The sequence below is a fragment of the Rhizobium sp. WW22 genome (assembly GCF_047041135.1).
GTDB lineage: Bacteria > Pseudomonadota > Alphaproteobacteria > Rhizobiales > Rhizobiaceae > Rhizobium.
In genome coordinates, this window is the sequence record NZ_CP178198.1 from 2,506,914 (window position 1) to 2,521,855 (window position 14,942).

General features: G+C 59.4%; 15 protein-coding genes. 2 read left to right on the forward strand and 13 right to left on the reverse strand.

The features are described from left to right. Positions 1–355 precede the first annotated feature (355 nt). On the forward strand, positions 356–592 hold the full coding sequence (locus ACK83U_RS12425) for a hypothetical protein (protein WP_112602768.1): 237 nt from the start codon (positions 356–358) through the stop codon (positions 590–592). Here the strand turns inward: ACK83U_RS12425 and ACK83U_RS12430 are convergent. The 13 genes from ACK83U_RS12430 to ACK83U_RS12490 all read right to left on the reverse strand — a co-directional run bounded on the left by ACK83U_RS12430 (position 589) and on the right by ACK83U_RS12490 (position 14,375). Beyond that, positions 589–2,733: a hypothetical protein gene (locus tag ACK83U_RS12430; protein ID WP_412474603.1), complete on the reverse strand. Its 2,145-nt coding sequence runs from the start codon at positions 2,731–2,733 to the stop codon at positions 589–591. The two genes, ACK83U_RS12425 and ACK83U_RS12430, sit on opposite strands and share 4 nt — an antisense overlap. Then, complete coding sequence (locus ACK83U_RS12435; RefSeq protein WP_112602770.1) at positions 2,730–4,814, reverse strand: phage tail tip lysozyme; 2,085 nt, start codon at positions 4,812–4,814, stop codon at positions 2,730–2,732. Before ACK83U_RS12435 ends, ACK83U_RS12430 begins: the two co-directional genes overlap by 4 nt. Then, positions 4,814–5,503, reverse strand: coding sequence for a hypothetical protein (locus ACK83U_RS12440; RefSeq protein WP_112602772.1), 690 nt, complete (start codon positions 5,501–5,503; stop codon positions 4,814–4,816). The genes ACK83U_RS12435 and ACK83U_RS12440 overlap by 1 nt, the downstream gene beginning before the upstream one ends. 2 nt (positions 5,504–5,505) lie before the next feature. Next, the gene (locus tag ACK83U_RS12445) at positions 5,506–5,667 is read right to left on the reverse strand and encodes a hypothetical protein (protein WP_162707986.1); all 162 of its coding nucleotides are present in this window, start codon (positions 5,665–5,667) and stop codon (positions 5,506–5,508) included. Further along, the gene (locus ACK83U_RS12450; protein ID WP_112602774.1) at positions 5,667–7,091 is read right to left on the reverse strand and encodes a hypothetical protein; all 1,425 of its coding nucleotides are present in this window, start codon (positions 7,089–7,091) and stop codon (positions 5,667–5,669) included. The genes ACK83U_RS12445 and ACK83U_RS12450 overlap by 1 nt, the downstream gene beginning before the upstream one ends. Next, on the reverse strand, positions 7,091–7,432 hold the full coding sequence (locus ACK83U_RS12455; RefSeq protein WP_112602776.1) for a hypothetical protein: 342 nt from the start codon (positions 7,430–7,432) through the stop codon (positions 7,091–7,093). The genes ACK83U_RS12450 and ACK83U_RS12455 overlap by 1 nt, the downstream gene beginning before the upstream one ends. Before the next feature lie 21 nt (positions 7,433–7,453). Beyond that, positions 7,454–7,798, reverse strand: coding sequence for a hypothetical protein (locus ACK83U_RS12460; RefSeq protein ID WP_412474604.1), 345 nt, complete (start codon positions 7,796–7,798; stop codon positions 7,454–7,456). 11 nt (positions 7,799–7,809) lie between these two features. Then, a complete protein-coding gene (locus ACK83U_RS12465) occupies positions 7,810–8,199 on the reverse strand; it encodes a hypothetical protein (RefSeq protein WP_112602780.1) in 390 nt (129 codons plus the stop codon). Between the two features lie 62 nt (positions 8,200–8,261). Beyond that, a complete protein-coding gene (locus ACK83U_RS12470; protein WP_112602782.1) occupies positions 8,262–9,422 on the reverse strand; it encodes a DUF4043 family protein in 1,161 nt (386 codons plus the stop codon). A 41-nt stretch (positions 9,423–9,463) separates the two neighbouring features. After that, entirely contained in the window at positions 9,464–10,339 is an 876-nt protein-coding gene (locus tag ACK83U_RS12475) for a hypothetical protein (RefSeq protein ID WP_112602784.1), read from the reverse strand. Between the two features lie 130 nt (positions 10,340–10,469). Continuing rightward, positions 10,470–12,422 (reverse strand): hypothetical protein, encoded by a 1,953-nt coding sequence (locus tag ACK83U_RS12480; protein WP_112602786.1) that lies wholly within the window; start codon positions 12,420–12,422, stop codon positions 10,470–10,472. Further along, a complete protein-coding gene (locus tag ACK83U_RS12485) occupies positions 12,422–13,918 on the reverse strand; it encodes a terminase family protein (RefSeq protein ID WP_112602788.1) in 1,497 nt (498 codons plus the stop codon). The genes ACK83U_RS12480 and ACK83U_RS12485 overlap by 1 nt, the downstream gene beginning before the upstream one ends. Continuing rightward, on the reverse strand, positions 13,896–14,375 hold the full coding sequence (locus ACK83U_RS12490; RefSeq protein WP_412474605.1) for a terminase small subunit protein: 480 nt from the start codon (positions 14,373–14,375) through the stop codon (positions 13,896–13,898). Before ACK83U_RS12490 ends, ACK83U_RS12485 begins: the two co-directional genes overlap by 23 nt. A gap of 109 nt (positions 14,376–14,484) precedes the next feature. On the opposite strand from ACK83U_RS12490, the gene ACK83U_RS12495 reads away from it, so the two are divergent. Beyond that, a complete protein-coding gene (locus ACK83U_RS12495; RefSeq protein WP_412474606.1) occupies positions 14,485–14,922 on the forward strand; it encodes a hypothetical protein in 438 nt (145 codons plus the stop codon). Positions 14,923–14,942: the final 20 nt, after the last annotated feature.

Genomic DNA, 14,942 nt, shown 5'->3' on the forward strand with positions numbered 1-14,942 from the left:
ACGGCGCGGGCAAATCAGATCTTTTGACCTCTGTATACTCGCTAACTCGCCCTTAACGAGAAAATGTTACATGGACGCTCGCCTTTAACGGAGAGCCCCATGAGGATTTTGGTAATTGCGCTTTGCGCCCTCGCCTTCAGCATTTCTGCTGCCGAGGCGCGGTATCGGGACACTCGCCCGTACAACGGCTGGGCCACCGGCCATTGCAAACGGGCGAGCTGCTATGCGAAACATCCCGGCGGTACCTACCATTACCCCTATCACTACGGTCATCGGAGACGATAACGGCCATAAGCATCGTCCTTGGGAACGGATAGCCAGTTTTCATCTCGCGCCATTCGTGTAATGTACCGGCATGACGACAATCGAACACGATCCGCAAGAGCCGAAGATCGACCGAACACCAGGTCCATGGCGCTGGGTGTTTCCGCTGCTCCTTTTCGGTGTCGGCATTACGGCGCTAACTCGTGGAATGGATTGGCTTTCGTTTGCCGGCGGCATTGCGCTTGGCTGCACTCTTGCCGGATGGGCAATTGAAACCACCGGCAATCGAGTACCAACATCCTGGAAGCAAAAGCAGACGCGCACCTAGTTCGCCGCCGCTAGTCTCCCCGGGACTGTCGATACAAGATTATTCAAAATCGCCGTCGCCAGCCCGCGCTTAGCAGTGTCTGAAGTCACTTTGCTCGAGGCAACAGTGAGCAGGTTTTGGGCAGCCTGTGGATCGGTTTCCATCAATCCACGGCCGATGCGCTCAATGACGCGCGGCGGCATGCCCTTCCCTTCATTCAGAACGCGTACTGCAGCCTGAACAGCTGCCGTCTTCAGGTTTCCGCTGAAGAGGTTTGACAGTACGGCCGGGTCGAAATTGGCGATGTCCGACATATCGGCAATGTTGTCCGCAGTGCGCGAACCGCCGATTGCCTGGTTCATCGTTTCGAACATGCGCTGCTCTCGCGCTACGCGATTGCCAAGCTGATCGCCCATTCCCGGCGCGGCAAACGATTGGAATTCACTCGCATACTTTGGCGTAATCAACATGCGAGCCTTGTTCGTCGTCGGCGATGATGCAGCCGCTTCAACGCGGGTCACCAACGGATCAGCATAACCGGCGCGGAATGCCTGCTGCTGATCCGGCGTCATCGCATTGAACCCCGCGATATTGTCAGCGGCGCGGGTACGCCCGGATGCGGCTGCCGTACCGGCGTCAACAGCATCGATCACACCGCTCCGCTCCGCATAGTTTGCTGCTGCCTGTCGATAGGAGGGCGACGCTTCAGCAAGAGCATTATTGATCTGGCGTTGCACCTGCCCGAGAGCGTTCGCCCGCCAGTTTGCGCCCTGGTTCGTGGCACGTTGGATCATATCGTCGACATCCATCTTCGCGCGAAACAGAGTGTTGAAGTCCGTAACCTGCGAGTTACCGTCCGACAGCATGTTTCGAACGCGAGACAGCGCACCTTCGATCGTATCATATCCTATACTATCGCGAGGGCTCACAACTTGGTTGACGCCAGGCGAAAGGGTCTGGTCGATTGTATCGAGGATAGGCGAGACGTTGACCGCGCCGGCATCACGACGGGCGGCCCCATAAAGCTGGTTAGCTTCAGAATCTCGGGCGCCTGTCAGGGTAGCGGCCCGCTGCGCAGCCGTGTCCGGAGCTGCAAAGCCCTCGGCGATGGCGTTAGAAAGACGCTCGCCCTGCCCTGCCTGGCGTGTCAGAAGTTGGTTTACGACTTCCTGACGGGCGTCGTTCGGCGTGCGAGCCACAGAGGAGAGCATTCGCTGACCGGCGTTCCCGATGGCATCCGCCACAGCATAGCCCTGCTGCCCATCGTCGATCGCAGCCTGGATCGAGTTAGCCACATCGTCCGCCGTGACGCCAGCACGCTGCATCGCGGTCCCAAGCGCACGGTTTGTCGCAGGCGTCGGATTCAAACGAGAAGTGACCGGCGCCAGGAGCGAACGGAGGAAGGAGCCGGCACCAGCGGTGACATACGGCGCTACCGCACCAAGAGCGCCGCCGGTCAATATTCCCGCCCCAGCTCCTTGAAGCCGGTTTAAAAATCCGCCTTCTCCGCTGCCAAATCCTTGCGCTCCGCCAAGAAGCGCGCCCTCGCCTGCCCCAGCCGCCGCCACGCGTGCAAGACTGGCACCGCGATTGACAGCATTTGCGGTCAGGGAGAGACCGCTCTTTGCCAAGCCCGCGCCGCCGGCAACACCGCCGGTAAGCTGGCCCGCAAGACGATAGCCGCCGCGGTTCTGCTCGTCAGAAGCATTCGTAGCGCGCTCTTCGGCAAGCGCACGATTGTAATCCGCGTCCTTGGTATCGGATGCGAAGGGTGCGTTCAGAAACCGAGCGACGGCACCGAGCGGATTGTATTCCCCAGCATAGATACCGCTGTTGTAATACTCATCCGGGGGCCGCTGAACGGACAACGGTCCGCTCTTTGCCTGAGCGGCAATTTCGTCGGCGAGCCCGAAAGAGAGCGTATCTGCAGCGCCACGTCCGAAAGCGTCGACGCGGCCAGCTATGCTGTCGCGAGGATCGGCCGGCTGGCTGGTGCCAGCGTCGGTCTTAGGCACGGCGGCGCTAATGTTCGGCTGGGGCGTTGGCTGACTGACGAGTGTCTTCGCAATCTCCGCGACCGTCGCATTCTGCTGGTCGGGCGAGAGCTGCTGAAAACTGTCGTCTACCGTGACACGATGACCGGCGATGTTCAGAACGGTCATTGCTCAATGCTCCATTTGACACCGGAAGATGTCGTATTGCTGGCGGGCACGGTAGCTTGTGGCGCTACGGACTGACCTGCTTGCTGGCGAGCGCGCTGAACAGCGTTCTGAACAACGCCACGCAGATCGTTGAGTGCGTCTCGGTAGTCTTTCTCGCTCTGCGCCGTGTTCAGGCGTCCCATAGCGGCCGTAGCCTTTTGACCTTCGACTTCGGTGATCTGACCGGCGCCACGCAGGGTATTGTAGGCCTGCAGGAAGGTTTGACCGGTGATCTGATCCATTTTCGACTGGACGCGCTGCGAATCCGTGGTGACGTTCGGCAGATAGCTGCTTTTGCCGAGCATCTTCGGAAGATACGGGTCATTCGCCAGACTATCGATAGAAGACAGGATCTGGTTTGCAGCGCCCTCGACAGCCGGCAATGCCGTTTGTGCGGCTGCCTGAGCCGTGCCGCTGGCTTTATCTCGACTTTCGCCCTGAACGTCCTTGGGGATCTCCTGCGAGGTGCCGTTGGTCGTATCCTTGATCAGCCACGAGGTCCCGAGATCGATCTTCTCGTAACGGTTCTCTGGCTTGAAGTCGGCCGGAAGTGGAACCTTGTTAGCGGAGCCATCCTTGCCAGGCTGGAAGTAGGCCGGATTTCCTGCGGCGTCATAGCCTTTGATGAGCGTGCCATAGTAGTTGTCCGAATTACCAGCTGCGCCAGGAGGCGGCGTGATCCACTGGTTAGTGGTGCTATCGTAGAACGCACCCTTCCCGTTCGACAGAAGCTCCTTTTTCGAGCTGGCGAACTTACCGAGGCTCTGGACTTCGCCAGTCGATTGGTTGGCGCGGGCGAGCGTGCCGTCATCGAGCTTCACGAAAGACCAAGGCTGTGCCGTCTTGCCGGTCAAGACCTGCTGCCAGAGCTGCAAACCGACCTGCCGCGTATATGGATTGCGCACCATGGCGGCAATCTGGTCATTCGTGACATTCTGCCGGGATGCCGGTTGGGCCGCTGCGATCAAATCCGGATTTGCACCTGCCGCCGGAGCAGTTGCAGCCGGAGCGGCGACAGACTGCACAGGCGGATTGACCGGAGCGCTTCCGGCCGCTTGCGGAGTTTGCCGATAGGCCGTGGTTACGACAGGGTCGACATAACCGGGCTGCGCGGCTTGGTTGGGACCGAGCGCGGCATTCAACTGGGCGGGCGTCGCCGTGGCGGGATCAAACCCAGATGCAGCCGGAGCCGGATTGGTGGCGCGCATCTCGCCGGCAGCACCGGGCATCGGCATTCCGATCGAGGGATCAAGGCTCGCAACCTGTGTCGGGCCTGCTGAGGCGGCGGCTGTCGGCTGCGCATTCGCGAACTGCGTCGAATAGTAGTTCTGCGCCATCGCGGCACGGCGCGCAGCCTCCCCGCCAGGCTGATCATACCCGGCGAACTTCCAGGCATTCGCCATGATGCTGGCGGCTTCCTGCGGGCTCTTAGCGGCGTTCAGACGCTGGATGAGCGCCGGGTCTTCCTGAAGGAAGAACTTCGCCTGCAGTTCCGGACTGATGTTCGACGGGTCAGCGCCCTGCGACTGAGCGAAGTTGCGGAGATTTGCCAGCCGTTCGTTCCGCCAAGACAGAATGCCGCCGGCCGTGCCCGCCTGCCCGCTCTGCGAGGGGTCAGGCCAAGCGGCGTTCACCTTCGAAGGGTCCCATGAGCTCTCCGCGCGGCCCGTCGCGGCAACCGCTGCCAAGCCGTAAGGGTTCGTCAGGCCGCCAGCCCGCGCCGTATTGATGAACTGGTTTTGAATATCGTTCGGCGTGCCAATTGCGGCGCTGCCCTGCACCGGCGCAGGATTGGTAGCCGCGACTTGCTGCTGTGCTCCAGGCGCGGGAATGCGGTTTCCACCGAACAGGCGACCGAGAAAGCCCGGTTGCTGCTGGGGCGCAGGCGTGCCGGTGATTGCCGGAATGACATTCTGTTCGAACGCGCGATTCTGGGCGATCGTATCGATGGCATTGCCGGCCGAATTCGACAGCGTGTCGAGCCAAGAGATATCTGGCTTCGGAAGATCGGATATCGGGACGCGAAGACTTGCAATCGCCATCAGAAAAGACCTCCCGTCAATGCCTTCGTGCCGAGACTGACGCCGGTTCCGAGCAACTTGCCGAGGAAGCCGCCGCTATTCTGCGCCTGCTGCTCTTTGACTGCGGCTAGGTCGTTATTGAGGCCCATTTGCCCTTGGGTGACGGAGCTTTCGAGTCCAAGGCGATCATTTGCCGTGCCCTGATAGAGGCTCGCGAGGTTGCCGAGAGAGCCGGCTGCGCCATTGGCAGCGGTGAGCCCCTGACCGGAGAGACCATTCAGTCGGTCAAGCCAGCTTCCAAATTCCTGATTGGCGAGGCCGGTCCCATATTGCGATAGCGCCGTGAGCGTATTGCCGGAATTGAGCATCCCGGCGGCCGACGCGCCGCGCAACGCCGCCTGCGTGCCCTGATCGAGCGAGAACTGATAGCCAGGGCTAGCTTGGAACGCACCTGTCGCCGCGGCGTTCCCATCTGCGCCGTTCAAGCCCAGCGCATCGGAATACATGCTGGTCGCGTTCTTGCCAGCGGTCAAATATGGATCGTAATTGCTAACTGCCTGATCGAGCGCGCCGGCCGACTTCTGTTCGCCGGTATCAATGATGCTGTTGCCGGCGTTCTGGAAGTTGTTGAGCAAAACGCCGTTCTGCCCGATAGCTTTCGTTGTTGCTTTGCCGATGTTGCTGCCGGTCAGAGAGCTAAGAAATCCCATAGTCAGCCTCCTAAGGCAGCGATGCGCTTTTCAGCTTCGCGGATATGTTGGTCGAGCGCCTTCAGGTACTGGTACCAGTTCTGATTGACGCGGCCGGTCTGCGGGTCTGCAATCCGCTCGGTCGGGACCGGCAGTTGCGGAAGAGGTGCGAGGGTGGAAGCCATCAGTTCGAAACCGGTGTTGCCTGCTGTGAGCCGCCCAAGATCGACACATAGACGGGATCGGACACGTCGATGCGCCAGACGCGGCCATATCGACTCGACATGCCGGCCCGGTTGATGACGACGGGCGTACGATGCGCCGCCAAGCGGCCGATTGGGCGCACCAGCGGTGTTCCAAATGAATTGCCGCCATCATCGGACCATGAGATCAGGCAAACGGGATCGGTATCGATCGGCTCGTCACCCGTCACGAGGCCCTGACCGACGATCAGATCGAAATCGGCTCGGGGAATGGCAATGCGATCTGGGAAACTCGTCGTCGGCAGCGATATTGCACTCAAAACGAGAGGGTTGCTGTCTTCCTTTGCATAATACGGATCGAGCTTCCAAACATCGGCCGTGGTGCGATCGCCGATCACCCAGCCGTTGAAAGCCTTGATCGAGCAGACGCCCCGCCAACGGTTGTCGAGATAGCTCGCGCGCTCGTGCCAGAAGCCGGTTGCAAGCTCATATGTCCATGAGAATGTCGGCCCGGTCACTGTTGCCCACATATGGCCCGACGTGACGGCAACCGTGACATCGATCGTCGACTTGTCCGTGACGGCTTCGATCAGGCGATCGAGATCGGGTCCAGAGATCTTGGACGGCTGATATCCGCCATCGAGGCGATAAACGCCATTATCGTCGCCGACGAAAATCAGGCTCGAGAAGCCTTCCTCATTGCCCGCGATAGCGTAGGTATCGGCCAAACCCTTCGAAAAGACAGCGGCTCGAGAGAACGGTGTGCCAGTCGCGTTCCCGGCGTTCTGCCAGAACTCCATGCCGGAAGGTCCGAAGAGCACCAACTGCTCACCGAAGCCGAAGGCGTTCAGAAGGCCGCCGGGATGGCTCTCCGCTTTACCGAAATCGACTGCATTGACTGCCGTGTCATTGAGCGCAGACACGAAATATCGGCCGTCACGGATAGGAAAGATGAAATAGCCGTCAATAAACGTCACGCTGATCGGCTGTGGCAGATCACCGTCCGGATATGCCGTTGGCGGCGCATCGCGGGTGACGATGAAAGCACCATTTTCCGTGACACAGACGATATCGGGGATCGGTGCTTTGTTGTTGCGGGCGAAGGTCACACGTTTCGTCCCGGTCAACGCGCCGATATCTGTGACTGTGAAGGCACCCGAGACAAAATTGACCCGGGAGAGCCGATCGGCCTGCGCGACGAAGAGGTCACCATTGTAATAGTGAAAGCCCCGGCAGCCGTTATGCGTCGTCTTCGCCACCGGCGACAGACCCGGCGCGCGACGGCGCGCGAAGCTGTTTCGCGATCCCTGCTCAAGCGGTTCGGCGTAGCAATTTATCAGTCGGCCAGAGCCTTCGCCCGGGCGAGCGCCTGGCGCCGTGCTGGTCGGAAAGATGATGTCAGCCATCAGAAATATTCCACTGGCAGAACGGAGCCGGAAACGTACGTGGAAGGCTTGAGCTGGCGCAGCGTGTTCTCTGCCGCCAACTTCGAGGCATCATTGCGAGGCTGTCCGTAGCTTGGCGCCACGGAATTGGCGAGGATAGTCGATAGAGGCTCTATCACCTCGTCATCAAACTGCTGCGGATCGTTCGCGCCATAGATCTGGCGCTGGCTTAGTTCCGCAAGCTTTCCGTCAATGATGCCGTCGATATCTTCGACGTTCTCCGGCGGCGGGTTCTGCCCTACTCCACCATCAGCCTGCAGGAGCTTGAGCGTGGCAAGGATTAAGTCTTGTCTCGTCTTCATCTCGCCACGCTCCGTTGCAGGTTATGCCGCGACGTATTCGGCCTTGTCCTCGTCGGACAGGGCATTGAATGCGTCGGCGTCTTCTTTGGTCAGGCCTTCCTTGATGAGGTCGGTCCCGTTGGTGATGGCAAAGGTGCCATCTTCCTGCTCAACCGCGGCAAGCTGTGTACTCGCCGGCTTGGGCGCCGGAGTGGATGTCTTTGAGCCCTTGTCGTCATCCAGAACCTGGAAGAACGGATTTCCGCGAAGAACGGCCAGAACTGCTTCATCGGTGACGTCCGTCGCGCGTCGAGCACTGAATTTGTGATTCAGCGTCTCGGTATCGTCAGGGGTGCCGGGTTCCGGCAGGTACTTTACCTTGACCATGGTCGCGCCCCTCAGTTGGCCGGGATATAGGCAAGGACGAGCTCGGCGTCGCCGGTTGTTGCTGCCGTGCCGCTGTTGTCGACGGTGAACACGATATCCGTGTCGACCGTGACCTTATGGCCGACCGCAACGGCCATCGGCGCGAAGCCCAACGCCGCCAGGGACACGTTCAGACCGTACTTTGATGCGTTACTGGCATCGCCGATCTGGACGCGATTGTTGGTGCCGAAGTTAAAGACGGTCTGCACGTCCACGCCCGAGAGGGGCGCCAGGATGATTGCGCCGGCCGGAATTTTGAACTTCCACGTCAGAACGCCGTCGGTATACTGGATGCGCTTGCGGTAATACTGGACATTCTGAAAGCCGGCGTCACGCGCCGTGGTGTTGGCATTGAGAGGCATCGTCGTGCCCTTTCATAAGTGAGGGAAAGGAAACGGGCGGCGATTGCCGCCCTAACCGTTCATCAAGAGTCCTGCGCGGCGCTGCTGAACTTGGTGACGACGCCCCACTGCTTCAGTGCCGTGCCGTCCATCGGGTGCTTCTTGAACATCTTCGCAGCACCGTAGGCCATCTCAGTGCCGACGCCCTGGATGAAGCCGTAGTCGTCTTCCTTGCGGAAGGTTGGCTTTGCCATCTGGCCCCAGCCGAGAACCGCCGCCTGCTGGCCGCAGAGGAAGCCGGGTTCGATGCGCGAGCCGCTGTTGCCGGCGGTCGTCAGCGATGTCCAAACCTGGGTGACGTACAGGGTGATTTCCGGCACCTTGCGGATGATGATGCCATCATAGAGAAGGTCGCCGTCGACAAAGAGCGGGTTCTTGTCGATGCCGTTGCCTTCTCGGGCACGAGCATTCGTGTTCGCCGTCTTGATGTCGGCGTCATTCTGAAGGTCACGAAACTCGTTCGAGCCGCAGAAATAGACGTACCATTGATAGCCGTCAGCAGTTTTGAACGGCCGGATCGCCGGCACGGCATTTTCAGCCATGCGCTTTGCCAGAGTGAGAGACGCCGCGCTGGACTTGCCGGCGGCCGTGGTGATGTTGGCGAGAGCCGTGGCGTGAACCGCATTGTAATTTGCAATCGCATTGCCGTAGAGGATGCGGTCGCTATTGTCGGCATTCCACGTATTGCGCTGCGCGGCAGTAGCAGCCTCATAGCTGATACCGTTGACGGTGTTGCCGTCGTCAGAGCCGAGCCCTACGGGAGCGGTTTCCGAAGGAAGGGCCATGAAGGCTGCAATCAGGTCGTCGCGCTGACGCTCCTTACCCCAATCCGCGAGAAGCGGCTTCGCTTCGCCGAACAGGTCAGCAGAATCCTTCTGGATCTCGTTCTTCTTCATGGTGACGGCGTTGCGCGCCCAATCGATCCACAGGCGCATGCCGTAGTTGTCGATCTTGTCCTCGTTGCCGACGAGGGTGCCAGCGCCCTTCCCTTTGCCGCGAAGCTTTGTGACAAGCGGAATGTTCATCTGCTCGCCGCCGTTCTTCAACTCCTGGCGAATGCGGATGATAGCGGTCAGATCCTGGCCCATGTAGGGCGAGAACAGGTTTTCGCGAACGAACTCGCGGTTGATTTCCTTGGTGTACTGGACAAGTTTATTGTTGTCCTGAACCGTAGAGACGGCCATGGGATGGTCCTTTCAAGACGGGCGCGGCGCCTCTCTTGGCTTTACCGCTTGCCGCTGGTTGCGTGGCTGAATAGCGCGCTGTCGCTCATGTCGTTGTCCGCGGCGGCGTTTCCACCAGACGGAAGACGACTGAGAGACGGCGGAAGGCTTGTGACAGGCTGTGCCGTAGTCGGATTGGATGCTGCACCAGAGCGGATGCGTTCGAGGATCTTCGCTTGTTCAGCGGGATCAGCGAGGCGCTTTTCAAGTTCAGCCTGCAGCCACGCATCCGGGTCGTTTCCGACACGAGCGATAGCTTCCTGCTGTTTGTGCCACTTCACCAGATTGTCGAAGGGATTGCCGCCGGCAGATGTAATCTGCTGATGCAGAATCTTCCCTTCCGGGGTACCGAAGAGCTTTTCGGCCGCTGCCTTGGCCGCTTGCACGGCTTCAGGTGTATGCACAGCTGCTGCTTTCGATTCCCACAGTTCTTCACGCATTTCCTGCATCTGCTGCTGGAAGGGCGTGAGCTGGCTTTGCAGGTAGGCGTCCGGATCATCCCACAGGGCAATCGGACGTTCTTCCTGCTGTGGCTGCGGAGCCGGCTGCTGACGTGCAACGACCATTCCGCGCAATTCTGCGACTTCACGGCGCAGGGCTTCGGCATCAGCCTCTGCCGCTTGCCGCTTTTCGCGCTCAGCCTTCACGGCGCCGACAGGAACATTGCCGGGGTGCGGCTGCTGTTCGGTCGGGGCTGCGGCGACTGGCTGCTCGACAACAGGAGCCGGCGCTTCTTCCGGCGTCTTGGTGGCGAAACGGCCGTGATCGTCGCGTGCGACGGCTGGCTGCTCAGTTACTGGTGCTGGTGCATCTGCCGTTGCTTCCGGCGTCGCAACGCCATCAGACAACAGCTCATTCAATTCCGAATTTACGGACATTGCAGTCTCCAATTCGTGGGAGGTTTCACGGATCGCCCTTGAGCCTGGCGGCGGCTATCGCCCATGAAGTCGGCGGCACTCTGCTGAATGCGGATCAGCGCCCGATGATCGCCCTTCAGGATGGCGGCTCCTATGTGAGGTTGCTTTGAGCCTGCTGACGCGTCCGCGCAGCCTCATTGGCGGCTTGGACGGGCTTCAATTCGGCCTCGACATTCGATTTTCGCGCATCGGCAAGCGTTTTCGCCGTCTGCGCGTTGGTGTTTCGGATCTCAGCGACGCTGCGAACGACATCCAATTCGTTCGGCGCATTGGGCTGTTTTGGGTTGCTTGCCTCGGACATGGCCTTGGCCGCCTGTGCCTGTTTCAGCTGCGCGCCGGCCTGCGTCTGCTGCAATTCAGCCTGCGCTTGGGCAACAGCGATCGGGTTCGGCTGGGCAGCCTGCTGCTTAGCTTCCTGAAGGATTGCAAGCGCACGCTGCTTGATCGAACCCTGCAACGGAGAGAGCTCGATCAATAGCTCTGGCGGCACTGCAATTCCCTTCTGCGCCATGATCGACAGGGTATCGTATGCGTCACCCTGCATGTTGACGCTGTCCGGGCCTTCGTCGAGGATGATGTCGACATCGAGAGAGCCGAGAGCATTCACAATGGCCGGCTGACCGGTACGAGGATCGATCGACAGCTGATTGACGGCGAAGAACTGCGCAACCTTGTCGTCATCCGTGACGCGGATCCACCGTTCGCTGGTCCAATGCTGCTGAACGGCGCACCAGATCGCTCGATAGACGCGGATCTTCCAACCCCGGTTAGACGACAGGTACGGCCCCAACTCGGCAACGCCTGCGCGCTGCTGCAATTGGATAGCGCGGCCCGACATGTCCTGCACGCCCTGCCCCATCAGAGCAGGATTGAAACCATAGTTCTCGATCTCATTCTTTGCATCCTCAAGGAATGCCATTTGGCCCTGCAGTTCCTGGCCCCGGGCTGCATCGTCGAAGACGGGAGGCGTGGCGCCTGGTGCAACTTCAATCACGCCATCAGGGCGCGCGGCCTCGCGTCGGGTTTGCTCGACGTCATCGACCGCACCCTTCTCCACGATAATGCGGCGAGAATTGAGCGTGTGCAGCCCCTTGGAGCGCCGCGCATTTACTTCGTCCTGGCTAGACTTCATGTTGCGGATGAAGCCGTACCGATCCCCATCCTGATCGATCGCCGCCGACCACATGATGTATTTGCAGATTGTCTTGTTCTTCTCATTCCGAAGATAAGACGGCCCTTCGGCCAGGATCATGGAGCCCGTATAGATGCACCAAAACCATTCGCCATTTTTGATGTACCAATGATCGACGATGCGAATGCGCTTCGATGTCTCGCCATTGGCAAACCATTTATTATCGCTGTCCGGGTTGCTCGTCAGCTCGGAGCCGTTCTCCAGCAAGGCACTGATTTCAGCGGCCTTATCGGGAAACATCTCCATGGCCGCCTCTTCATCGGCCCACTTCCCGACACCCATATAGCGAGCGTCGGAGAAATCTGGCTTGAGAGAGCGCGGGTCATAAAAGAACGAAGCAGCATCAACAGTTTCGATCCCGATTTCGGGGTCACCCTGATCGCCGCGTTCGATTATGAGCTCGATACCGGCCAAACCGTCAACGGCACCGTCCTGGCCGCTCAGCAGCGCTTTCGTCTGCCAGTCCTGCTCATCGCAGACATACCGGAGAACGGCTGTCGCGACTTCGGCGCCCTCCTCATGCTTCGGCGTGCGTGGAAATCCTCGCGGGTCCGTCTTCTGCTGCTCAAGCAGCCCGACGAGGCTGTTGATCTTGCGGCCAATGCGATTGTAGGTGACGACCGGCTGTTTGCGCTTGTTCAGAACCTTGATCTGGTCGGCCGTATATTGAGCCCCATGGTAATAGCGCCGCGCGTTCTGCTGCTCTTTGATTTCCTCGTTCTTCAAACCGAGATAGTCGAGATATTGCTTCTTCAGCTTCGCGTGATTGGCGAACGACTGGGCAGACGGAAGCGTCGAGGCTGTCGGCCCCTGTGACGGAGACGAACCAGCCGAATAGCCTGTTTGATTCATCAGTAGGTCATCCAATCCCCGGCATCGGCATCGCTGTTGCGCGGCGTGTAGTCTTGATGCTTTTGCGCTGGCTGCTCGTCTCTCTTTGGCGGCAGATACGGACGGGACATGCAGCCGTAGCGGGCCTCGTCAGCAACGTGATCTTCCGCGTCGGTATCAAGATCTTCGGGCCGATCTTTATCGTGCTGCAGGAGCGGCACAGTGCGAATGAAATCCGTGCAGGTCGAGAACACGAACAATCCCGGCCGCTCACCGTCACCCTTGAGCCTGGCGCGCATCTGATCCCAGCCGCCCATAGCGCCGCGCTGTGATACGCGGGCATTGTCGGCAGCACGAAACATCACCTTGAACTTTGTCTTACGCATCATGCGGCTGGCGATCGATGGGCCGCCATCCTCAGCAAAGGCTGCAGGATCGAGAACACCATATGAGACCTTCTCTGTCGGGTTCTCGATCATCACCTTCGTGTCTGGATCGAATTTCGCGCCCTCGCGCTCGGCAATACCGCGGGCAACCTCTTCCGCCGTCAGCTTCAGACCGACATTGGCCTCACCGGCCTTGCAGCCGTACCATTCTCGATATCGAACGATTGCACCACGAGGGATGACACCGTTTTCCGTCGGATGATCATCGCCAGCGATTGCCCACCACCCGACCGAGAACGGCTTGGCAGAGCCCCAATCCATCGACCGGAAGCGTGTCCAATCGCGCGGAATGGTGAAAGGACGAACGATATGCTTGCGAGTGTCCCAGCAGTCAAAGAATGCGCCCTCGATCGCGTTCCAGTCACCGGAGAGCCAGGCTTTTACGAGCTGGTCAGAGCCGACCAGGTAAAGGTTGTTGATGTAATCCGGGTCGTTCTCAAGCAGGAGCTTATTGTCCTCGATCCGGCTCGGAATGAAGACGTAGCGATGCTCCTTGCCGTTCGGTAGCTTGCGTGTCAGCAGCTTCATGCCGTTCGGCGCTGGGTCGATGTACCGTTGCTTTATCCAGTGCTGACCAGCGCCGCCAGGATTGCCGGTCAGGATCAATTGCGTCGGAACACCCTTTGCAGATCGCAGGACGCCAAACATTCTGTCGATCGGCTTAGGGTCTGGATAAAGGCCAGCTTCCTCGACACAGGCATCGGTTACGTTCTGCCCCTGGTACTTATCTGCGTCCTGGACACGCTCAAGCGGGCGGAAACGTAGACGGCCGCCACCGGGAAACACCCACGTTTTCTTCTGCTCGTTCCAATCGGCGCCGATCTTGCCGTATATTTCCTTGCTGCGCTCGATCGCATCATCCAGCATCGGCAGCTCGCGCCGGCAGAAGATCGCATTGAAGGCAGATCGGTACGTCGCGGCCTTGATTGCATACTTGCCGAGAACGCCGTCAGTCTTGCCGCCGCCGCGTGCGCCACCAAAGAACACCTCACGGAACGGGCAATCGACAAGAGCGGTCTGCGGGCCAGCCTGTGGCGCCCACGCCGTCCTACTTATCGTCGTCTGATCCATGCTCTTTCAGCCAATCGGCCTCTGTCATCGGCTTGGCATTGATGACGAAGTTGACCTTGCTGTTGAGATCGATATCGAGCTTGTCGCCATAGACCTTCGGGCGAAGCTTGCCGGCCATCCATTTGCGGGCCTCGATGCGAAGCTGTGATCTGCGCAGCGCCTCGCCGTTCTCCATCCAGCCGATGTTCTCGCCATCAGCATTCCGCTTTTCCATCCAGTCATTCTGGCCATCATCTGCGATATCGAGGATGTCATCGAAAAGCGTGTCGGCCTGAACCTCGCGCGCGCGGGCGTATTGGTCCCGAAAGTCAGGATATGCGTTAAGCCAACGGAAAACCGTCGTCTTCGAAGGCATCTCGTCAGCCTCGCAAATGCTCCTGAGGCTGTTGCCCTCGGCCAAGCGCTCGCAGATCTCGTCTGCGATCTCAGAGGTGAACTCTGAAGGTCTACCTGTCATGTCTCCGCCTTCTGGTGGGCCAGTTGAAATTGCGTTGATTGTCGTTCGAAGTTCGGCCACTCTCATGCCGTGCACTTCTCAAGAGCCGGAAAGGCATACGGCGTCAGATATGGATCATCCGTCCGATCCCAACATCGATTTCATCGAGATGAGAGAAGCGATCGATGACGTTCCGCACGACGAGTCCACTGGGCAACTATGGCTGCTGGCTGTGGCTGTCGGCAGCTGCCTGATCTTCGGCATTCTTGTCTTTGGGATCTGGTCATGGCGTATCCATCACTTCCCGCATGCAGTCGCGACGATCGCCGAAGTCTGGAACCGCGAGGCCATCATGACAGATCGGTTAGGCCGTGAGACTGGGCGGAAAACCATCACGGAAGGCAGAATCTTTTTTACCCGCATACATGCTGGGAAATCATATCCATGCGAAATGACCGTCGAGTTGGGCATACCGAAGGATAGTTTCGCAGTCGGGCAGAAGCTCGACGTCGTTCCCGCTACCGGCACCTGTCAGCGAGTTGATGTCGTCAGACGTATTCGAGACTGAACATTCAAGCTCGCCGGTAC